Here is a 21,510-nt window from a genome sequence, read left to right on the forward strand (position 1 = left end):
AACTCGGACGTGAAACGCATCAGCGGCGAACCTACTGGCAGGGCGACCTGCTGGCAACCTAGCTCGGTGCCAGGCCCACCACCCTAACCCAATCAAGAGGAACCCAATCAATAGGGGGGGTGGCTTCCGTCAAGCCTCTCTACCTGAAAGCTGACACCATTGGGTGAAGGCAAGCTAGTGAGGTAACAGTTTTGTCGACCATTAGCTTGCCATGTTACCTGCTTTACACCAGTTGGCTCGTTCTGCCAGAGCGGTCTTCGTGTACGGCATGGGAGAGGGGGGGATGTAATCCAACTTCACGATCCCTATCCGTAGTTACTCTTGGCATCTATCGACATCTAGCAGCAGCAGTGAGCTTGCAGTCGGGGTTACGAGGGATCCTCAGCCCACAGGTGATCGACGAACCGAGGGGAGTGGGAGAATCCCTGGCGGACACGGAGGCTTTGATCCAGGTTTGGCATGGACGCGGGGAGGGGCAAATTTACATCTGGGTCAGGTTCCATGCTCCTTATTCTGGCCATCCTGAGAGTTTTGTCCAGGGATCCGCTCTAGCCCAAAGGTATGGAGTGGGGCTGCACACCCACTTGGCGGAAACTCGCCGGGGAGTGGAAACTCTACAGGCTCGCTATGGATTGACCCCGGTGCAGTGTTTGAAACGCTGGGGATCCCTGAGTGCTCAGACCTTGGCCGCCCACTGTGTGCATGTGGGGGCTGAAGAAATCGAATCGAGGAGATGCGGTTGGCGGTGTTTCTGCAGCGGTTGGGATCGGGGGATGGAGCTGCTCTGCCGGCGCAACAGGCTTTGTGGATGGCTACACAAGGCAGTGCCGCCTGTCTGGGTCTGGAAGGGGAAATCGGCAGCTTGGAGGTGGGCAAAAAAGCGGATTTGATCTTGCTGGATTTGCGCGTGGGCACCGCTAACCGCTATGCCAAAAAGCTCGCCACCTGCTTGTGAGAACCTGTGGGCTGCATTTTGACCGTGACTGATACATTTACGCTGAACACTGCTGAACATCACTGTTCAACTATGCAGCGATGGCATTCTGTTTGTTTCCAAACAGAATGGCGGTATCCCGCAAAGCTTCGAGTAGAATACCCAAAGCGCAGTTTCCGTGTCGTCTTACTACCAATTTTCTGCTTTGCTTTGGCTACCATGTTGGCAGACTCGAAAGTAAACAGAAAGATCAACTGGTAGTAATCCGTACTGAACATATTATACATTATTTTCAGTATAGTTGAGCTTATTATTGACTAGAGTCATGCTCTATTGCACAGCTCAAAGCGGCCCTCGTCGGGCATATGCTCGAAGAATGTGTTAGGCGTCAGAGGAGCAGCGACAGCCTGGATCACAGATATAACCCCTGGTCATTCGTCAGTGGTGCGGAGCGCATTGGGGGCATCCTAACCCCGCCAGCGGGCTTTTGGAGCATCCTGTGAATAGCTCTCAGGGTGCTTGCACGGGCGGTGGGTTGTTGCGCAAAAACGGCTGTACGGCTACAAATCCCAACCCAAACGATCCAATGACTAAGACGACTGCAGCGGCCATCCAAAGTACGGCAGAGCCCTGGGATCCGTGATGTTGCTCCCGTACCCGCTGATAAATGCCAGTGGAATAGGCTGAGGAGTCTGCCTCGCCGAGATAGGGATCCGGGCCGCCCCTATCCTGCATCAACTCGTCCAGGGAAGGAACCTGGTAGCCAGTGCGGGGGTAGGGCTCGGCAGAGGTGTGGGTGGAAGGGTGGCGAAGGGAATCAAAGGAGGACGGGGCAAAGCCGTTGGATGAGAAGGAGGGGGTCTCGTTGCGGGCCTGTCGGCGCTTGAGGCGATTCAAAAAATCGTAGCTGGGAGGGGCTTCCGGTTGGCCGGGATTGGCAGTCGGGCTGTTCTGTTGGAAAGAGGCTTCAGAAGCTGCAGCAACTTGGGCAGCCTGGCCATCTGCGTCAGCAAGCCGTAGGCTGATTTGCTGCAGGCGCTTCAGGGTGTGGCCCAATTGCCCCTGGAACTCTCGGGTGATGGCAGCGAGCTCTCCAGACAACTGCTGATGCAGAGCGCGCAGGTGCTGGTTTTCCGAGGAAAGCAGGCTTACCTGCTGACGGGCAGACTCCAACTCTTCGGCCACTTGTTGATACACCTGAATCGGCACCACCCCTGGCCCCGTCTCCATTGCGGCAGGGGAGCGAAAGCCACTGGGGTTACTGTTGCTGTTGCGAGCGCCAGAGGGGCTAGAACCCCGAAAACCGTATTGCATAAATTGGGATCGACTCGGAAGGACAGGGGGCTGGGACAGCTTGACACAGAGGGATCCAAGATATCAGGGATCTCCAAGGATAGTGCTGAACACCGGCAATCTAAAGGCGTGCAGCTCTAGCTTTAGTGTAAGCCGCGATTGCTACCCCAAGCATACCGCTAAGCCTTTGGAATGGGCGATCTCTTCACAGCAATTTTTCCCGCCCACAAGCGCCATTTCCCCGCTGCTTCCAGGGAGGGCCGGCTTGCGCTGTCGTTCCCACGTCACGAATACTCCCCCACCAAGTCCGGGGAGCCTGAAGATTCGGAATCTGAGGCAGAGGAGTCCTGCAGCAGCCGCTCCAGATCCCGTCGCAGAGGTGGTTCCAACTGTTCCAGCTCATTGACAAAGTCTTTTATACCCTGAAACTGGCGATAAACGGAGGCAAAGCGCACGTAGGCCACCTCACTTAGGTGTTGCAGGCGCTCCAGCACCATCTCGCCGATGCGCAGGCTGGTTACCTCTTGGGCATCTTCCAATTGCAGTTTTTCTTCGATCTCATTGACCAGCTCTTCCATCTGTCTGACGGTGACGGGGGTTTTTTGGCAGGCACGCATCACCCCTTGCAGGATCTTGTTGCGGTTGAAACTTTCGCGGGATCCATCCCGTTTAATGACCATGATGGGCATGAACTCGATGCGCTCATAGGTGGTGAAGCGGTAGCCACAGGACATGCATTCTCGCCGCCGCCGCACACTCTGGCCACCTTCTGCCGAACGAGATTCCAAAACTCGGATTTCTTGTTTGCTGCAGCGGGGACATTTCATGGCTTGCAGTCCTTACAAAGCGACAGGTGGGTAGGAGGGTGCCTCAATTTTACCGGATGCTTAATCTTCTGGTGCTTAGACAGATTGCAAATGAGATGGACTCTGTTCGTCGAGTGCAGATTGCAAGGGATCCCACCAAGCAGCGGCTTGCGCCTGGATCTGGGCCTTCAGCTCCGGTTCCATGCGATCCAAATGGATCAATACCCATTTCATTCTGCCCAAGGGGGCTAAGAGGGATCGCTGACGCAACAGGAAGTCCCAATACAACGTATTGATGGGGCAGGCTTGTTTGCCAACCTTTTCGCTGGGATTGTAGCGGCAATGGCGGCAGTAGTCACTCATTTTGCGGATGTACTGAGCAGAGGCGGCATAGGGTTTGGTGGAGAGCATGCCCCCATCGGCAAAAAGGCCCATGCCGATGACGTTGGGCTGCATCACCCAGTCGTAGCTGTCGATAAACACATCCTGAAACCACGCTTCTACTGCCTGGGGCTGAATGCCACTGATGAGGGCGAAATTGCTGAGCACCATTAGCCGCTGGATGTGGTGGGCATAACCATGACGGCGAATTTGATCCAGGGTGTGCTGCAGACAGGCCATGTCGGTTTTGCCCGTCCAAAAAAACTCTGGCAGGGGTCGCTGGTGGCCAAAAAAGTTGTTCTGGGCATAGCCGTTGGGCATTTGGTATTCGTAGAAGCCGCGCATGTACTCCCGCCAGCCCAGGATCTGGCGGATGAAGCCTTCGGCGGAGGGCAGGGGGATCCCGCCGCGATGGTAGGCTTGTTCGACGGCAGCGATGACTTCGTGGGGGGTGAGCAGGCCCAAGTTGAGGTAGGGAGAAAGCAGCGAGTGGAAAAGGAAGTCTTCCCCGGTTTGCATGGCGTCTTGCCAAGGGCCGAAGTGGGGCAGGCGCTCGTGAATGAAATGATCAAGCACTTGCAGGGCTTGGGCGCGGGTGACGGCCCAGCCAAATCCTTCTAAGGATCCGAAGTGATGGCCGTAGTGTTGCCTAACTTTTGCGATGACAGCCTGGGTAATGGCATCGGGGGAAAAGGTGAGGGGCCGAGGATAGCGCATTCCCGGTTTGGGGGGATGGCGGTTCTCCCGGTCGTAGTTCCAGCGCCCGCCCAGGGGCTTGGGGCCATCCATGAGAATGCGAAAGCGTTTGCGCCCTTCGCGGTAAAAGTCTTCCAGAAGCAGGCGCTTGCGGCCTGAGGCCCAGTCGATAAATTGACGAGTACTCCAGAGGAAGTGGTTGTTTTCCACAACCAAGAGGGGGCAGGGGAGGGTGGATCTCAGCTTTTCTATTTCATCTCGGACGGGAATATCGGCGGGCTGCATGAGGCGGATCTGCTGCAGTTGATGCTGCTTGGCCCAGGTTTGCAGGGGCTCGGCATAGCTGTCGGCTTCCACGTAGGTGACTGGGTAGCCCCGCTGTTGCAGTTCTTGGGCAAAGTGGCGCATGGCCGACCAGACCAGCACCAATTTCTGCTGGTGGTGGTTGCGGGAGCTGGCCCACCGGTGAGATTCGATGAGAATGACGGGAACTCGGTCTGGGGATAGGGTCGAGAGGGAAGCGAGGGCGGATTGCTGGGGGTGGAGTTGATCCGCAAGGATCCAAACCCCTTCTGGGCCGGCAGATGGAGCGATCATGGGATGCTGAAGCTCTCGGTCTATGGGAGGAGCGCTGAGAATGACACAGGTTGAGTTTAGCTCTGGGGGGCAAGGCCAGGTGGCAGTTGCAAGGGATCCCAATGTCTGCTGAATCTCTGCGGATTGTTTTCAAAGCATGAACGGTACAGACGAGGAGAGAGAGACATTGCCGGAGAGACCCCACAGGCCGGGGATCCCTTTCCTGCGGTGGTGGGCCGGGCTGGGGATGGTGGCCCTGCTGCTGCTGGTGATCTGGAATTGGACGGATCCCTTGCCGCCGGCGTGGGATGAGGCGCAGCATTTGTTGCAGGCGCAGGCGTTTGGGCTTCACCTGCAGCGGTTTCGCTGGGATGGGCTGTGGGGGCAGCAGTTTTTGCATTTGAACCAGCGCTACCCCCCTTTGGCCTATTGGCTGGGGATCCCCTTGGCGGCTCTGCATCCCTTCAGCCGGGCGGACGGGCAGTTGCTCAACTTGGTGTTGCTGGGGGTTCTGGTTCTGGCAACCCAGCGGCTGGGACAGCGGGTCTATCGCTCCTGGGAAGTGGGCTGGCTGGCGGCGGCGTTGGTGCTCCTCTATCCGGGGATCACGGCTTTGGCCCACGTGTACATGTTGGAGTTGCCGCTGGTGGTGGCGGTGACGCTGGCGTTTTGGGCGCTGTGGGCCTATGGGGAGAAGCCTTCCTGGTGGGGGGCGGTGGGGGTGGGGGCGGGGGTGGCGGCGGTGCTGCTCACCAAGTGGACAGGGGTGCTGTTTTTGCTGCTGCCTTTGGTGGGAGTTGCAGGTCAGGCCCTCTGGCGCTCTGGGAAAGCGGTGGGGTGGCGGAAAGGGATCCCTTGGCCGGCGCGGCTGGCCCACTTGGCCTTGGGGATGGGTGTGATGCTGCTTTTGTGCTGGCCCTGGTATGGGGCCAATTGGCTGTTTGTGCTCAGCAATGGCTGGGCTTACGCCGAGACTGCCCACTACTACATCACTTGCCCAGCGGGATCTCTGTGCTGGTGGACTGCCTACTTGCGCCTTTTGCCCCTGCAGATGAGCCCTTTTTTGTGTGGGTTGCCGTTGCTGAGCGGGTGGGGATCCCTGGACAGGCGAGAGGCAGTCTTGTGGGCCACCTACGGTTCCGGCTACCTTCTCTACACCCTGGTGGATATCAAAGATGTGCGCTTCACCCTACCCCTGCTGCCCCTCTTGGCCGTGTTATCAGCAGGCGGGATCCAAAAGGCTTGCCGGTGGTTGGAGGAACGCCGGGGTGCGTGGGCTTTGCAAAGGGGAGTCTGTGCAGGGCTAGTTCTGGGCTGCTTGGCCTTGGCCAATTTGGGTCGGCCCCTCACCCCAGGCGTGGCTCCTCTGTGGAAGGGGATCCAAATGCATTGGCAGGGGCAGCACCCCACACAGGAGCTGACGCAGTGGATCCAATCCTTGATCCAGCCAGGCTTGACCACCACGCTGGGGGTTCTCCCCAACACAGAGCTGATCTCTTCCGAAACCCTCACCTACTTGGCGGCTCTTCAGCGCTGGCCGGTTACATTCCGCGCTGCTGGGCAAACCCCCTGGCCGGAGCTGGAGCTCTCCTTGCTGGATGGGTTTGTGGATGCCGAAGGGGAACAGGGGATTATCGGCCCCTATGGCCCGACTAAGGAGCAGATCCGGCAGCACCTGCGCAGCAGCCCAGACTGGCGACAAGATCCGGCGGTGGAGTTGCCTACGGTGGGTCGGCTGCACACTTACTTCCCTCGCTTTTCAAAGGTGACGGTACAGGAGTGGCCTCTTGAAGCTGAGGAGGTGGAGCTGGTGGAGGTTGAGGCGCTGTTGGAGCTGGGGATCCCGGCCTGGAAGTTGCGCTGGCAAGGCCCAGCTCAGAACTTGGCCCAGACGCTGGTTTGGGCGCGGCTGGAAGATGGGCAAGGACGGGTTTTGGAGAAGCGGGCCTGGGTGCTGGGGCAGAATCGCCTGCAGCTCAACTCAACAGGCGGCTGGCTGGTGGAAGAGATCTTGACGCTGCCCACAACCGACTTCCCAAGAGGTGGCCTTCTCCACCTGGAATGGCAGTCGCCCAAAGGGATCCGCCATTCCCTACACCAATCCTGGAGAGGATCCCTGTCGAGCTTCCCGAAGGAGGGATCCCCCCTTGTAACGGATCCCTTGTTTCCTCTCCGCGAGGCGGCCAGAGCTGCTGCCGCTGGGGATCTGCAGGCCCTCTCCCTTTACCTCAATGCCTGGACAACCCTGCAATACCCGACTTTTTTGACGGATCCAGATCGCATCCTGGTACGGCAACTGCTGGAGGGGGAACGGCAACAGGCTGCTGCCCAAGGCCAACCGAGCCAGCAAATCCAGAGCCACTACCAACTGGGCTTGATGTTGGCGGTGCTGTTACAACCAGAAGCAGCTCAGTTGCATTTTCAACAGATCGTCGAGCTGGATCCGGAAGACGAGTGGGCGCGGGCTTACCTGGGGTTTTTGCGAGTATTGTTCACTCACGACTTTGAGGGGATCCGGGGGTTGCGACAAGAGCTCTCGGCTGTGCTTCAGCCTCTTTGCCGGAAAGCGGATTTGGATTGGGATTTGAATTGGATTTGTGCTGCTCTTTAGCCACAAAGTCCAGCTCCATTTGAGAAACCTGGGAAAGAAGAAAGTCGGCAAAAGCTTTGGCCACCACCGAAAGACGTTTAGAGCGCAAATAGACCAAATACCAGAACCCCCGAATGGGAAACTCTTCCACATCCAAAATAGCCAGATGATGCTGCCACCCCCCCAAGGCCAACACATGCTGAGACAAAACCGAAATGCCCAATCCACCCACAATGCCCTGGCGAATGGCTTCGCTGCTGCCTATCTCCATGCGGATGTTGAGTTTCAGGTTATGCTTCTCAAAAAGCCGCTCTACAGCCATGCGGGTGCCGGAGCCGGGTTCACGGGCTAAAAAAGGTTCTTGGGCAATGCGCGCCAGAGGGATCCGCTTTTGGCCCACCAGGGGATGATGAATGGGGGCCATCACCACCAAAGGATTTTCCAGAAAAGGTTGCGCCACCACGTCCAGATCTTCTGGCGGCATCCCCATCACGTAGAGATCGTCCATGTTGTTGCTCATCCGCTCCAAAACCTGCTGGCGGTTGAGCACCTTAAGAGCTACGTCAATGCCGGGATACTGCTGACAAAATGGCCCCAGAAGACGGGGAATAAAGTATTTGGCAGTGGTGACCACTCCAATGCTCAGCCGTCCCTGCTTTAACCCCTTCAGGTCGGCAAGGGTCATCTCAAATTGATTCAATTGTTCAAAAATCTTCTCGCAGGTTTGGTGTAAAGCTTGCCCCGCTTCGGTGAGATACAGCCGCTTGCCCACCTGTTCAAACAGCGGTAACCCCACGGCTTTGCTCAATTGCTTGATCTGCATGGAAATCGTGGGTTGGGTCAGGTAGAGCTCTTCGGCAGCGCGGGTAAAGCTCAGGTGGCGGGCGGCAACCTCGAAGATTTGCAGTTGATGCAGGGTAATGGCCTTCATGGACAATCAAGAAAAGCTAAAGGTTTACTACTAAATCATAAGCGCTAATCTATGCCTTTTGGCGAGATCCCCATGAGAGCCTGGCTAACGGTCACAGTGGCGGAAGGGGCAAAACCGAAGAGCAACCCCCTACCACTCGGACTTAAGGTAGAGATCGACCAAGGGATTGCGCCGGTGTGGGCACGGGCGGCTGTTTTTTTTCAATAGCCGCTCTCTGGGCAGGAGAAGAGTACGATCGCAGACATTCTCGTGGAGGTTGAGAGCATGCCTCTAACCCCCAAAACCCTGAACTTTGCTGAATTTACTGAGCTTTAGGCGGTTTGGCAAAAGTCATTGAGAGGGATATAGTAGACCAAGTTTCCCCCTGATCCTTGAGTCCACCGCAACGGTTGCCGGGAAGTGAAGGGGGAAAGCGCTCGGGGGGTATTCCTCAGGGCTTTGCGGGATACCGCCTTCCTGTTTGGACTCCGTCCCGCTGACGCGAACGGAGATAGGCAGGATGCGATCGCTTCTTTCCTGAACCATGTTCAGGATAGTTCAGCGTGAATGTATCAGTGCTAAGACTGCCAAAAAACAAAGGGAGCCGCTGGCTTGCGGGTGTGCTGGGCGCGCTGATGTTGCTGGGATCCGGAATCACGGCCCAGGCTCAGTTCTTGTGGCCCGGCCATTCCCTTTTCCCCAGCTCTGGTTCCGTAGACAGTGCGGAACAGAGGGGATCCCACTTGGCCGCTCGGCTCGACGCCTACTGCCGACAGCCGCCCGAGGAGGTAGCGCGCAAGGCTCAACTGCGCCAGCAGGCTGCCCAGTCGAATGCTGCTTGGGCCGAGTACACCCAAGTTTTGGCCGAACATGGCGCTGCCTTGATTGCCTGCCGCAGCCAACGCTGGCCCCAGATCCAGGCTATCTGGGTACGTCTGCATCCCTGTGATGCCAATCCGGGCGTGTTGGATCAGGTGTTCGACCAAGTGGTAAACCTGGGCTACAACCGCGTTTTTATCGAGACCTTTTACGATGGTCGCTCCATTTTGCCGGATGGCGCAGGGGGGATCTGGCCCAGCTTACAGCCCAACGCCGACTTGTTGGATCTGGCTCTGAAGGCGGCACGACGCCGCGGCTTATCTGCCTATGCCTGGGTGTTTTCCCTCAATTTCGGTTACAGCTACGGACAACGGCCCGATCGACAGGTGGCCCTGGCCCGCAACGGTCGTGGCATCACCACCGTCTTGGATCCCGCTACAGCCCTTTCGGAAGACCTGGGCAGTCCTGGCGAGGTATTTGTGGATCCCTTTCATCCCCTGGCACGGCGGGATTTTGCCGAGTTAGTCCGCCGCATCCTACAGCGACAGCCAGATGGGATCCTTTTCGACTACATTCGCTATCCGCGTGGCTCAGGGGGATCCAGCGTGGCAGCCACCGTCCGAGACTTGTGGATTCACGGAGAGGCCGCTCGGAAAGCCTACCTCAATTTGGCAGAAAACCCGGCGGGTCGGGCGCTGCTGGAGCGCTATTTGAGCCAGGGCTACGTGACGGTGAGGGATGTGCAGCAGTTGGATGCCACCTATGCCGAAGAGCCCAGGTGGCGGCAGCCAGGGGATCCCTGGCCCAGCCCGACCGAGAAATGGGCGCTTTCCCCAGAGTTACTGGACTGGGCTGCCCAAGACATGGCCAGCAGGAATTGGCAGGGGGATCAGCTTTCCTCTGCAAAAGATTTACCAGAGAGTCTGGAGAAACCGGCGGATTCCAGTTCTGAGGCAGCAGCACCAACTCCTGCCCCTTCCCCCACCCCCAGCGCCGCCGTTCGCCAAGAACGTTGGCAGCAGCAGCTTTGGCAGCTAAGCGTCGAGTTTGCCCGCTACGGCGTTCTCGATTATCTACAGCAGGCCGCCCAACCCGCCCAGAGGCTGGGGATCCCGGTGGGGGCTGTCTTCTTCCCAGAAGGCAACCAAGCAGTAGGAGAAGGGTTTGACGCTCGTCTGCAACCCTGGGACCGCTTTGATCCGGGTATGGAATGGCACCCAATGGCCTATGCCAAGTGCGAGGATAGCTCCTGTGTGGCGCAGCAGGTGGAGCAGGTCCTGGCTGTGGCCTCTCCCCAAACCTTTGTCTGCCCGGCCATTGCCGGTCTATGGGGACAAGCCCAGCGGCAACGCCCCAGCCTGGAAACCCAAACAGCAGAGCTGGCCCGCCGCTTCCCGCAGTTGCCCTGTGTGAGTCACTTCGCCCTCTCCTGGATCGAGCCGGAGCTGGAGCGCAGCCGTCGCACCTGTCAACTCTAACGCCCATCCCAATGTAAACTACCCGGCTCCGACCGCTAAGCGGTACGGAGCGGGCTTTCAGTAGCCCTGAGCCTGCTCTGCTCTACCAGAGAACAAAACAAGCCCGGACCTCTAGGCTGGTTTACGGCAGCCCCCAAGAGCGCAATCACATTCGCACCATTCAAATCCGCATCTCCTTCCCATCCACAGTGCCCACACTTGAACGACTTGCCACTGCGGTAGGATTGCGCAGGATCGGGATGGATGTGTAAACACTTGTGACAGGTCTGCGACGTGTAGGCGGGCGGCACAAGAACCAGAGAAACCCCTGCAACCCTCGCCTTGTATTCCAGAAACTGACGTAGTTGGTAGAACGCCCAACTGTTGGCCCTGCGCCTTTCGGTTTTGCTGCGTGGCTGTTGATTGACCCTTTCCCGGATCCCTGTCAGGTCTTCCAGGGCGATAGCGCTGTTTGTCGCCTTTGCCCTAGAGACAATAGCTTTGGAGATGCGATGATTGACCCACGCCTGAAAGCGCCTCTCCTTGCCAGACAGCCGTTGCAGCAGTTGACGGCATCTGCGCCGCGAACTGCGTGTGCCCTTACTGGCTTTGCGTTGGAGTACCGCCCTCAACCGGGAGTAGCGGTCGCGGACTCTGTTCAACTGCTGTCCATTCCAGTGATCTCCTTCCGATGTATGGGCAATATCTGTCCTTCCAAAGTCCACCCCCAGCACTCTGCCCGTGCGTTGCGGTGGGGATGGCTCCGTTTCCACACAGATTTGAATGGAGTAGAAACCGTCTTTGCGCTTGACCAGAGTGGCAGATTTGGGATTGGAGCCCGCCAGCCGTTCTCTCTGGTAGCGGCCAATCGCCAGCTCAAAGCGCTCCCGACCCTCCACCGTGGTCAGCGACACCGTCCAGTCTTTCTCGCGGAACGAAAAGATACGGGCATCGTAGGTCGCAAAGCCTCTCTTGAACGCTTTGACCGGACAGTTTTTCTGTCGGGCAACTTTACGGGCACCGGCCAGCCGTCTGCAGACCTGCTGGTCGCGTAAGCGGGACGTAGTCCTTGCCAAGTTACTGGACAAGCCAAACCGAGCGCGAATCTGGTAATAGCAAAGGGACTGGAGTTTGACTGCGTTGACTACTTTTTCTGGTGTGTTTTGGTTGACCCAGTTCAACGCCTGCACAAAGGCATCCATTGTCGCATCCAACTTTGCGGCTTGCGACTGGGCTACCTTGAGCTTGCAGGAGACGGTCAGGACTTGAGTCATGGTTCTATCATAACTTCCGCATTCCTCCCGGCACTGACCCTACGGGTACAGTGCGGGGCTCCTGCGATTTCTAGCTGAAAGTTAGGAATTCTGAACTTATGAGCCCTGAGCAATTTGATCTGATTAACCGCCTGTTTCAACTGACCTTTCAGATCGGGGATCGCTTGGGCTGTGAATCCTCAGATCCTGCTCAATTGTTGCTGACCAACCGGCCCAGCCTGGAATCCAGTTGCACATTCTTTCCTTCCGATTTCACCTACGAAGCCTTGGATCCCCAAGTGTGGGCCGACTACATGGCGGAAGTTCCGGCCTTAGCGCAGATGGCGAATATTTTGCAACCTTATCCTTTCACCTGTGGCATTTATCGCCAAGACGAGGTTTCGTGGTGGATTTGCGCCTTTTGGGCAGCCCAAGAGGACTTGGGAACCAACTTGCTCTTGCGCGCCCACAGAGTCGAAACTTAGGCGCTTGAGCCCTATCTCCTCTCCCTCATCGAGACGGGGATCGGCGTTACCGGAATCAAAGGGGCTGATAGCAGTCGTGGTTTTTATTACCATCTATTTCAACTGATCGCGCTAGCGGGCCAGAGGCCTTAGCAGGAAGCAACCGGTCGTTTGTTTCACCTTGACGGTGAGATAAATGACTATGCGTTGTGGAACGGTTTATTGCAATTGACCTACTCGCGACCGCTATAGCTGGCTTCCGCCCAGAGCGTGAGCTGGGGGCCTTACGGCACTCCTTCGTAAATCACATAGACTCCGGCGCGCTCAGGCCGAGAATGCCGGTGAGGACGTTAAACAAAACCTGCTGCGTGGCCTGCACCAATTGGATGCGGGCTTGGGCCAAAAGGGGATCCTCTTTCAAGAGCGGCAAAATACGGCAGTTGTCGTAAAACTTGTTGAAATCGGCGGCGATGGCTTCTGCATAGCGGATGATCTTGTGGGGAGCGCGCTCTTCGGCAGCGGCGATCAGCTCATCCGGCAAGGCCAACAAGCGCAGCAGCAGGGCCCGCTCTTCTGGCTCTTTGTAGGGCAGTTTTTGTTGCTCCGTCAAAGGGACTTTGTTGGTCAGTTCAACCTTTTCTTCTTCCTGTAGCCGCCGCAGCAGAGTGCAACAGCGGGCATGGCTGTAGTGAACATACACGACCGGGTTATCGAAAGTTTGCTTGACGGCCAAATCCAAATCGAAGTTGATGGGGCTGTCCATGCTGCTGCTAAGCAAAAACCAGCGGGCTGCATCGACCCCCACGCCAATTTCTGGATCTTCGATCAGGTCATTGAGTGAGACAAAGTTGCCGGTGCGCTTGGACATGCGCACTTCGGTTTTCTCGCCGGTTTCTGGGTCAGTTTTAAACAGTTTGACGAATTGGCCAATTAAAATTTCCAGCTTGACATCCGGGCTAAAAGCTCCTACCGCTGCGTTCAAACGACCGATATAGCCGTGGTGATCCGAGCCAAGAATGTTGATCAGCCGGTGATATCCTCGCTGCACTTTATCCCGATGGTAGGCAATATCGGCGGCCAGGTAGGTAAAAGACCCATCGGCTTTTTGCACCACCCGATCCTTGTCGTCACCGAACTCTTGGGTTTTGAAATAAACGGCTTCTTCTGCCCCTGGCTTGGGATCCTCACCCCGGGGAGCCTTGGCCCTGTAGAGAAAGCCGCGTTCTTCCAGCTCCTGTAAAGTCTGTTGGATGGCGCTCAGGCCCGTCTCGGGATCCGGGGTGTGCAGGCGGCGTTCGCTGAACCAGTGATCGAACTCGGTGCGCAATTGCTGGAGAGTTTGCTTCTGCCAGGCCAGCATTTCCCCGTAGGCCAAATCAATATATTCCTCCAAGGTGGTGGGCAGAGGGCGGATCCCGGCTTTCACCTGCTCCAAGAGACGTTGGGCCATCTCGATCAAGTAGGTGCCGTGATAGGCATCTTCCGGCAAAGCGATGTCTTCCCCCTGCAGTTGCCGCACCCGCACCTCGAGGGACTGGCCCAGGAGCCGCATTTGGTTGCCGGCATCGTTGATGTAAAACTCCCGCTCCACCTGGTGCCCCGTCCAGCGCAGCAGGTTGGCCACTGTGGAGCCGACGGCAGCCCAACGCCCATGGCCCACATGCAAAGGCCCCGTCGGGTTGGCGGAGACAAACTCCAGCAGAATGCGCTCGGGATGGGGGGTGGCTGTTTTGCCGAAGTGTTCTCCCAGATGCAGCAGCTCCTGCAGGCGCTCGGCCAAAAAGGGATCCCCCAGCCGGAAGTTGATAAACCCGGCCCCCGCCACCTGGGTTTCGATGTCCGGCAGATCCAGATGGCTCTGCAGGGTTTGGGCAATCTGTGTCGGTGCCATGCGACAGGCTTTGGCCATGCCCAGGGGGGTGGGACAGGCGTAATCGCCGTAGCGAGGGTCGCTGGGGATCTGGATCACGGGGGCAATCGCTGTGGCTTGCTGGGGGGCCAGGGATCCCAGTTGCCCCGCCTCTGAGGCCCGTCGAATGCTCTCGGCTACGGCGGCGGTGAGAAACCGAATCAGCGAGGTGGATACGGGTTGAGTGGCCATGGCTGTTCGTGTCGGCAGACGTCGAGAGAGGTTCCAGGGATGCCTGGGGCAGTAAAAGCATCATCATATCGACAGCCAACCGGCTCTGACAAAAGAATAGATGCTCCCCCAGCCAGACTTTGCTTTTGCTCGCCTGCTTTGCGAAGATGGCTCTGACAAATTGACGGGACAGAGCTTTAGGCCAAGCTTTTGGGTACAAAGTATCACCGAATACAAAAGTTTAACTCTGCTTTGCTAAGTTGTTTGGCGGTAATGCTCGCCTTCCCGCTTGCGGATTTCTGCTGAGACAGCTGCTGTGGAGTTTACTAGTATGTCCATCCCGAAATCGTCGCGTCGCCAATTCATTCAGTCTGCTGCTGCGGCTGCCTCTTGGGTTGCCGTTGGAGGGCTAAAGGCGAGGGCTCAGAGCCGCGGGCCGCTTCTGGTTTCCCAGGGACTGACGCCCCTGAAGTTTACCCTCTCTTGGTTGCCCTCTTCGATGGATACCCCCCTTGTAACGGCGATCTTGAAGGGCTACTTCGCCGAAGAGGGGCTGGAGGTCACCTACGAGCGCGGCTATGGCTCCGCCGATTCCATCACCAAGATTGCCGCTGGCCAGTACGACCTGGGGGAAGGGGATCCCTACTCTATGATCGAGTTCAATGCCAAAAATCCGGACGTGCCCTTGGTAGCGATCTATGTCCACTTCAATCGCTCTCCCTTTGGCATCTACACCTTGAAAGATAAGGGCATTGGGGAGCCGGCCCAACTGGCGGGCAAGAAGCTAGGAGCACCGGCAGGGGATGCGCCGCGTCGGCTCTGGCCGGTCTTTGCCAAGCAAGTCGGCATCGATCCGGGCTCGGTGGAGTGGGTAACTATGGAGCCGCAGTTGCGCGAACCTTTCCTCATCCAAGGTCGGGTGGATGCCATCAGCGGCTTTATGACCTCAGCCATGCCCAATCTGGTGCGGGGCGGCGTCAGCTTGGAGGACATCACGGCTTTCCTTTACAACGACTATGGCCTTGAGCTGTACGGCAATGCGCTCATCACTCGTGTGCAATTGCTGCAGGAAAAACCGGAGCAGCTCAAAGCTTTTTTGCGGGCGTATGTTAAGGGTTGGCAAGACACCATCCGCGACACCGATGGCAACATGTTGGCCCTTCTGGACAAAGCCAAAGCCGAGGGGCAGGTGCTGGATATGGCAACTGAGAAATTGCGCCTCGCCCTGGCCATGCCGCGCCTGTTTGTTACCGATGAGGTGCGAGAAATTGGCTTGGGGGATGTGGTGCCCGCGCGTATGGAAACCTCAATTGCTCAGGTGGTGGATGGCTTTGGCTTGTCTAGCAAGCCCCCTTTGAAGAAAGTGTTTGACAACAGCCTGCTTCCCCCAAAATCCGAGCGGATGATCGGCTGATCTGGATGATCCGGTACCAACTTTGAGGCCTCTGTCTGTTGACTTTTGCAGACAGCTAGCCCTTCCTGCCAGCTGGTCAACTTTTCTCGATGACCGGTGAGAGACGTAGCTCAAAGGCCTACGGCCCGCTGTCGCGATTGGCTCTGTCATCCAAGCGAGATATTCCCAAAGCTTGTCCTGTTCACAGGAGGGAGCCCAAATTTCTCTTGAGGGGAGAACCGCAAGCGACCCAGAGCAGTGAGGAAATATCTCAAACTTTGTTTAAGGTTACTTAAACTTGGGAAACCAATGTGCTGGGAAAGGCAGCTTATGAGGGCTTAATGCCGGCGTGGCTTTTCCGATCCCGAAAAAAAGCTGAATAAGTTTGTGGTGCTCAGGGATCCCTTTTAATCTGAAGAGGGTCGCTAGGAAGTTTGGGCCCTTGGAAACTTTTGTTCTGATTAAGCAAGTTCCCGATCAAAACGCCAAGGCCGGCATCAACAGTGACGGCACGATCGATCGCGCCAAGGCCAAGCGGATGTTAAACCCTTTTGATCGCTATGCACTGGAAGCAGCTCTGCAAACCAAACGGCAACACGGGGCGAGAGTAACGGCAATTACAATGGGGCCACCCCCGGCCATTGAGGTGCTCTACGAGGCCATTGCCCACGGGGTGGATCGGGGTATTTTGATGACCGACCGCCGCTTGGCCGCTTCCGATACCCTAGCCACTGCCTATACTCTGGCCCAGACGGTTCGCTATGCTGGCCGGCCCGATGTGATCTTCTGCGGGCTCCAGACCACCGACGGCGATACGGCCCAGGTGGGGCCGCAGTTGGCGGAGCGGTTGGGGATCCCTCAGGTCACCTATTGCGAAGCCTTCGAGATTCGGGATGGGATCCTGGTGGCGCGGCGGGCCATCGAAGGGGGATCCCAAATCGTAATGGTACCCCTGCCGGTTTTGATTACGGTGGCCAATTCCGCTCGGCGTTTGGCCTACCCCACTCTACGGGGTGTGCAGCGGGTGCAGCGGCTAATGCGGGATGAAATGGCACGGGCCGAGGCAATCCAGATCCTCAACTTGGACGATGTGGGGGCAGACCCGGAGCGCTGCGGTCTCAAGGGATCCCCAACCATCGTGGCTGCCACCGAAAAAGTGGGGGAAATTGGCGGCAACTGTCAGGTCTTTCAGGGACAATCCGTCCCCCAACTGGTCAACCAACTGACCCAGGCCGTTGACCTCTCCCGCTACGCCGCAACCTCCTAGATCTTTACATCTTGCGCCCCACCGGCCCCCCATCGCCCCTCAATCATCACTGTCTGATCATCGACCCCAGGCCAGCTGGCTGCGGTGAAAAGTTGACCCAGAAGGACTCTGCTGACCTCGTCGCAACCCCAACCCGATTCAATCCCGATCTCAACCTAGGAGTCACAGTTTTATGGATCGCAAGCGGATATTGGTCTTCGCGGAGCAGGTGAATGGGGAATTGCAGCCCATTGGCTTAGAGTTGTTGGGGGCCGGGCGGCGGCTGGCCGATAAGCTGGGAGCCACCTTGAGCGCTCTTGTGCTTGGACACAACATTGCCCATTTGCCCTCGATCCTGATCGGTCACGGGGCAGATCAAGTCTTCATCGCCGATCACCCCGAGTTGGCCGAATACCGCACCTTGCCCTACCGCCGGGTGATCACGGACTTGATCAAAAGCTGGCCCCAACCACCCCACACCATCCTGCTGGGATCCACCACCACCGGGCGAGATCTGGCCCCCCGCTTGGCCGCCCACCTGGAGACCGGCCTGACCGCTGACTGCACCGAGCTGGACATTGGCCCCTTCGAGTACACCAACAGCAAAGATCCCAGCAAGTCCGGCCTCTTCCCCGACTGCCTTTATGCCATCCGGCCCAGCTTCGGCGAATCTCTCAAGGCTCGCATCCTTGGCCCCTGGAAAAACCCGCAAATGGCCACAGTACGACCAGGGGTGATGGTGCCCCTGCCCTGGGACAGATCCCGCCAGGGGGAAGTGATCCCGGTGCCGGTCAACTTGGATCCCGGCGATCTGCGCCTGCAGATTGTGGAAACGGTGCGCAACCTGTCCCAGGCGGTAGATCTCACCCGCGCCAAGGTGATCGTTTCCGGCGGCTACGGGCTGGGATCCCCAGAGGGATTTGAGCTGTTGAAGGAGTTGGCCGCTTGTTTCCCCAACAGCGCCGTCGGCTCCTCCCGCAAGGCCGTGGATTCTGGGTGGATCCCCTATGCCCACCAGGTGGGCCAAACCGGCAAGACCGTCCGCCCCCAGCTCTACATCGCCTGCGGCATTTCTGGGGCCATTCAACATCGCGTGGGCATGGACAAATCCCAGACGATCATTGCCATCAACAAAGACAGCGCCGCTCCTATCTTCAAATTTGCCCACTACGGCATTGTCGGGGATCTCTACCAGGTGGTGCCGGAGCTGATCCGGCAACTGCGACAGAGACAGGAGGAGCTCCGAGAAGGCGCCGAGGGCCAGCCTTTCCAGAGCCTCGGCGAGCGGATCCCAATTTTGCAGAGTCGATGAGAGATGGTTGGCAAAAACGCTCTCAGTGCAGGGCCATTGTCAGCAGCCCCTGCTGCCCCAGCAACACCTCCCGCAACAGGGTAACCAGGCCCACCCAAACCACAGGGGCCATGTCCACACCTCCCAGCGGCGGGATCAGGCGACGGGTCGGGCGCAACAGAAACTCCGTCAGGCCGACCACCAGCGAGTAGGGCAACCGAGAAGTATCCAGTTGCGGATACCACGACAGAAAGATGCGCAGCACAAACAGGAGGGTGTAGAGCGCCAACAGTGGGCCAAGCACCCAAGAGGTGAGAATTGGCAGCATAGGTTACTCAAAGAACAGGTTTACTGGTGGCAGTTCTCTCCATTCTGCTCTAATTGGGAGGGTCTGCTGGAGTCCAGAGATACCTCGGGGAATGCAGGCGCTCGGCCCAAGTCAAACCCCAACTTTTTTAAACTTTAACCCTCTTCCCGAAAATGGCCTTACCGGCGGGGCAGCAACAGTTAAAGACTAGCGTCATAATGGACGTATCTTGCTGGACTGCAGGCAGGGATCCCATGCAAGGAAAACTACAAGAGATCGATATCCGCAGCATCCTTCAGCTCATCGAGCTGGGCCAGCGCACCGGTGAGCTTTTTGTAGAGGCCAGCCCCTCTGTCTACTGGTTTGTCTTCTTCCTGAATGGGCGGATTATCTACGCCTCTGAAACGGAAGGGAACATTGCCCGCCTCAGAGACTATCTGCACCGCTTCAAGCTGGAAGCCGCCCTGGAGGAAATTCAAATTCCCCACAAAGCCGCGGTCAACGCCCCCGAATACAACCGCCTCTGGTCTTTGCTGGAAAGCCACAAGCTCAACCCCAACCAGGGCAAGCAAATCCTGCTGGGCATGGTGCGGGAAGTCCTCTTCGACCTGCTCAGCCTCCACCAGGGTTCCTTCATTTTTGAGGCCGGATCCCCCCTGGCCCCCCAATTGACCACCTTCCCCGTTACCCCCCTGCTCACCGAGATCGTAGCCCAAGTGCAGGAGTGGAAAAAGCTGCACCCCTACATCCAAGCTCCCAACCAAGCTCCCACCATCGTCAACCCCCTGCCGCTCCAGCAAAACCTGCCCGCCCCCGTCTTCAAAGCCCTGAGCGAGTGGTCAGACGGCAAAACCAGCATTCGCCAGATGGGTCGCTACCTGGGTCGAGACACCCTGGCGGTGGCCAAGGCCATCTATCCCTACGTCCGCCAAGGGGCCATTCAACTGTCCGAGCCCGTCTTGATCGCGGAGCCCAAGCCCAGCCGTCCCCTCAAACCCAGCGATAAGCCCAGCCACATCCTTTGCATCGACGACTCCATGGCCATCCAAAAAACCGTAGAGTTCATCCTGCAAAACGAGGGCTACCAGGTTACCACCATCGGCAATCCTCTCAAAGCGCTGGGACAGGTGTTTCTTCTCAACCCCGACATGATTCTCTGCGATGTGGCCATGCCCAAGTTGGATGGGTATGAGCTGTGCGCCATGTTGCGCAAATCCAGCCAGTTCCGCGAAACCCCCATGATCATGCTGACCGGCAAGGATGGTTTTACCGACCGGATTAAGGCCCGCATGGCCGGAGCGAACGAATTTTTGAGCAAACCCTTTGCGGAAAAGGAGTTGTTGACCATTGTCGAATCCTACGTGGGCCCTCCCCCCAAACGGGGCGGTGGCGAATAGGCGTTGGGGTAGCCAAAATGTTGGCACAGAAGACTATAGGCGAAGTACTGGACAGAAGAGTGGCCTCACCGAAACAATAGGGGTAGCATGGCCGGCCCGGAGCCAGGGAGCCAGGTGAGGTTACAAGAGCAAACCTCAGTCAAAGCAGCCCGACGGTTGCGCGGGAGTGCAAAAGGAGCAAGACGGCGATGAGCAAAGTGCTGGTGGTGGATGACAGCCGTACCTACCTGGAGACCATTTCCAGCTTGCTTTCCGAGAACGGTTTGGAAGTCTCCACAGCAACAGACGGCGTAGAGGCGATGGAGCTCATTCGTCAGCAAAAGCCTGATGTGGTGGTGCTGGATATTGTCATGCCGCGCATGAACGGCTATGAGGTGTGCCGGGAAGTGAAGGGGGATGAGAGCACCAAGCACATTCGCATCGTCGTGTGTTCCACCAAAGACCAGACCTTTGATATCGAGTGGGCCAGGCGCAATCAGGCGGATGCCTATGTAACCAAGCCCTTCAAGCCCCAAGAGCTCCTGGCGACCATCAAACATCAATTGCGGGAGATGAATCGGAAATGAGTCGCGTTTTGGTGGTGGAAGACAGCCAATCCCAGCGGGAGATGATCAGCAAGCTGCTGCAGGAAAACGGCTTCGAGGTGATGACTGTGGAAGACGGGGTGGAGGCCGTAGAGGCGGTGAAGCAGAGCAAACCCGATCTGATCGTGCTGGATATTGTCATGCCGCGCATGAATGGGTATGAGGTGTGCCGCCTTCTCAAGGCCGACCCTCTCACCCAAAAAACGCCCATCGTCATGTGTTCTTCCAAGGGCGAAGAATTTGACCGCTACTGGGGGATCCGCCAGGGAGCGGATGCCTACATTGCCAAGCCTTTCCAGCCCCAGGAACTGGTGGGTACGATTAAGCAATTACTGAGAGGCTGAGAGCTGCCCCTTCTGCTTCCACGCCTTTCGGTAGGTCCTGAGAACGACTCTGCGTTTTAAGCAGGGAGGGGGGCGGGATCAACAGTCCACAAGACTATCCATGCGGGGGAGCATCATGCTGGGGGATCTGGATTTATTGATGGGGGATGAGACCCAAGAGTTGCGGGAGATGGAGGCTCCCGAAGGTGAGCTATTCCTAAAGTTCAAGATTGCCACCGGGGAGGAATTTGCGCTGCCAGCGGTATCGGTTGTGGAGGTGATGAGCATTGGCCCAGAGAAAATCACCCCCATGCCCAATGTGGCCCCAGTTTTGCTGGGCACGCTGAATTTGCGGGGCGAGATCATCTGGGTTGCAGACCTGGGGCAATTTTTGGGGATCAGCCCGCCCTTGAACATCGACCGAGCCGAGATTCCTGTGGTGGCCGTGATGGATCAACAGGATTTGCTCATGGGCTTGGCTGTGGATTTAATTGTAGGCATGGAGTGGCTGAAGACTGAATTGGTGCGGCCTGCCCTCACGGCTCCTGAGTCCATGGCTCCTTTTTTGCGAGGGGAATGGGTGGTGCCCGGAACGGGATCGCGCTTGCCATTGCTGGATCAGTCGGCCATCCTGCGATCCAATCGTTGGGGTTGACAGACGGCCCCCTGGGAGCTCAGCGGGAGGAAAGTGTATAGTTCCTATCAAAGAT

18 protein-coding genes and 1 pseudogene are annotated in these 21,510 nt (G+C 57.5%); 12 read left to right on the forward strand and 7 right to left on the reverse strand.

Translation table 11 applies throughout. From position 1 onward, the window contains the following. Nucleotides 1-206: 206 nt before the first annotated feature. Together ACVWXE_RS08475 and ACVWXE_RS08480 are read left to right on the forward strand one after the other, a co-directional pair. Nucleotides 207-664, forward strand: a pseudogene (locus ACVWXE_RS08475) (amidohydrolase family protein); the annotation flags it as partial. Nucleotides 665-733: 69 nt separating this feature from the next. Continuing rightward, nucleotides 734-955 (forward strand): amidohydrolase family protein, encoded by a 222-nt coding sequence (locus ACVWXE_RS08480; RefSeq protein WP_041436618.1) that lies wholly within the window; start codon nt 734-736, stop codon nt 953-955. A 489-nt stretch (nt 956-1,444) separates the two neighbouring features. On the opposite strand, the gene ACVWXE_RS08485 is transcribed toward ACVWXE_RS08480, so the two are convergent. The 3 genes from ACVWXE_RS08485 to ACVWXE_RS08495 all read right to left on the reverse strand — a co-directional run bounded on the left by ACVWXE_RS08485 (nt 1,445) and on the right by ACVWXE_RS08495 (nt 4,707). Continuing rightward, nucleotides 1,445-2,248, reverse strand: coding sequence for a hypothetical protein (locus tag ACVWXE_RS08485; RefSeq protein ID WP_457490073.1), 804 nt, complete (start codon nt 2,246-2,248; stop codon nt 1,445-1,447). A gap of 263 nt (nt 2,249-2,511) precedes the next feature. Beyond that, on the reverse strand, nt 2,512-3,054 hold the full coding sequence (nrdR, locus tag ACVWXE_RS08490; protein ID WP_011433544.1) for a transcriptional regulator NrdR: 543 nt from the start codon (nt 3,052-3,054) through the stop codon (nt 2,512-2,514). A gap of 75 nt (nt 3,055-3,129) precedes the next feature. Beyond that, a complete protein-coding gene (locus ACVWXE_RS08495; protein WP_457490074.1) occupies nt 3,130-4,707 on the reverse strand; it encodes a cryptochrome/photolyase family protein in 1,578 nt (525 codons plus the stop codon). Between the two features lie 136 nt (nt 4,708-4,843). Here ACVWXE_RS08495 and ACVWXE_RS08500 point away from each other — a divergent pair, with 136 nt between their 5' ends. Beyond that, complete coding sequence (locus tag ACVWXE_RS08500; RefSeq protein ID WP_457490075.1) at nt 4,844-7,297, forward strand: phospholipid carrier-dependent glycosyltransferase; 2,454 nt, start codon at nt 4,844-4,846, stop codon at nt 7,295-7,297. Here the strand turns inward: ACVWXE_RS08500 and ACVWXE_RS08505 are convergent. Further along, nucleotides 7,179-8,207: a LysR substrate-binding domain-containing protein gene (locus ACVWXE_RS08505; RefSeq protein WP_457490076.1), complete on the reverse strand. Its 1,029-nt coding sequence runs from the start codon at nt 8,205-8,207 to the stop codon at nt 7,179-7,181. The two genes, ACVWXE_RS08500 and ACVWXE_RS08505, sit on opposite strands and share 119 nt — an antisense overlap. A 599-nt stretch (nt 8,208-8,806) precedes the next feature. Here ACVWXE_RS08505 and ACVWXE_RS08510 point away from each other — a divergent pair. Beyond that, complete coding sequence (locus tag ACVWXE_RS08510; RefSeq protein WP_457490077.1) at nt 8,807-10,483, forward strand: hypothetical protein; 1,677 nt, start codon at nt 8,807-8,809, stop codon at nt 10,481-10,483. Nucleotides 10,484-10,518: 35 nt separating this feature from the next. Here the strand turns inward: ACVWXE_RS08510 and ACVWXE_RS08515 are convergent, their stop codons facing one another. Further along, nucleotides 10,519-11,736, reverse strand: a complete 1,218-nt coding sequence (locus ACVWXE_RS08515; protein WP_457490078.1) for an RNA-guided endonuclease InsQ/TnpB family protein — start codon at nt 11,734-11,736, stop codon at nt 10,519-10,521. 98 nt (nt 11,737-11,834) lie between these two features. Between ACVWXE_RS08515 and ACVWXE_RS08520 the strand changes: the two genes are divergently transcribed. Beyond that, nucleotides 11,835-12,200: a hypothetical protein gene (locus tag ACVWXE_RS08520; protein WP_011433539.1), complete on the forward strand. Its 366-nt coding sequence runs from the start codon at nt 11,835-11,837 to the stop codon at nt 12,198-12,200. Nucleotides 12,201-12,483: 283 nt separating this feature from the next. On the opposite strand, the gene argS is transcribed toward ACVWXE_RS08520, so the two are convergent. Continuing rightward, nucleotides 12,484-14,280, reverse strand: a complete 1,797-nt coding sequence (argS, locus tag ACVWXE_RS08525; protein WP_457490079.1) for an arginine--tRNA ligase — start codon at nt 14,278-14,280, stop codon at nt 12,484-12,486. Between the two features lie 310 nt (nt 14,281-14,590). Between argS and ACVWXE_RS08530 the strand changes: the two genes are divergently transcribed. From ACVWXE_RS08530 to ACVWXE_RS08540, 3 genes are all read left to right on the forward strand, one after another. Beyond that, complete coding sequence (locus tag ACVWXE_RS08530; RefSeq protein WP_457490080.1) at nt 14,591-15,673, forward strand: ABC transporter substrate-binding protein; 1,083 nt, start codon at nt 14,591-14,593, stop codon at nt 15,671-15,673. A 421-nt stretch (nt 15,674-16,094) separates the two neighbouring features. Further along, on the forward strand, nt 16,095-16,919 hold the full coding sequence (locus ACVWXE_RS08535) for an electron transfer flavoprotein subunit beta/FixA family protein (protein WP_011433536.1): 825 nt from the start codon (nt 16,095-16,097) through the stop codon (nt 16,917-16,919). Between the two features lie 172 nt (nt 16,920-17,091). After that, nucleotides 17,092-18,210, forward strand: a complete 1,119-nt coding sequence (locus ACVWXE_RS08540) for an electron transfer flavoprotein subunit alpha/FixB family protein (RefSeq protein WP_457490081.1) — start codon at nt 17,092-17,094, stop codon at nt 18,208-18,210. Between the two features lie 22 nt (nt 18,211-18,232). On the opposite strand, the gene ACVWXE_RS08545 is transcribed toward ACVWXE_RS08540, so the two are convergent. Further along, a complete protein-coding gene (locus tag ACVWXE_RS08545; RefSeq protein ID WP_011433534.1) occupies nt 18,233-18,517 on the reverse strand; it encodes a YggT family protein in 285 nt (94 codons plus the stop codon). Nucleotides 18,518-18,750: 233 nt separating this feature from the next. Here ACVWXE_RS08545 and ACVWXE_RS08550 point away from each other — a divergent pair, with 233 nt between their 5' ends. The 4 genes from ACVWXE_RS08550 to ACVWXE_RS08565 all read left to right on the forward strand — a co-directional run bounded on the left by ACVWXE_RS08550 (nt 18,751) and on the right by ACVWXE_RS08565 (nt 21,455). Next, nucleotides 18,751-19,893: a response regulator gene (locus tag ACVWXE_RS08550; RefSeq protein ID WP_414350115.1), complete on the forward strand. Its 1,143-nt coding sequence runs from the start codon at nt 18,751-18,753 to the stop codon at nt 19,891-19,893. A gap of 188 nt (nt 19,894-20,081) precedes the next feature. Continuing rightward, a complete protein-coding gene (locus ACVWXE_RS08555) occupies nt 20,082-20,459 on the forward strand; it encodes a response regulator (protein ID WP_457490082.1) in 378 nt (125 codons plus the stop codon). Beyond that, on the forward strand, nt 20,456-20,821 hold the full coding sequence (locus ACVWXE_RS08560; protein WP_457490083.1) for a response regulator transcription factor: 366 nt from the start codon (nt 20,456-20,458) through the stop codon (nt 20,819-20,821). Before ACVWXE_RS08555 ends, ACVWXE_RS08560 begins: the two co-directional genes overlap by 4 nt. Nucleotides 20,822-20,936: 115 nt before the next feature. Next, the gene (locus ACVWXE_RS08565) at nt 20,937-21,455 is read left to right on the forward strand and encodes a CheW domain-containing protein (protein ID WP_011433530.1); all 519 of its coding nucleotides are present in this window, start codon (nt 20,937-20,939) and stop codon (nt 21,453-21,455) included. The last annotated feature ends 55 nt before the right edge of the window (nt 21,456-21,510 follow it).

It is taken from the genome of Thermostichus sp. MS-CIW-41 (genome assembly GCF_054058915.1).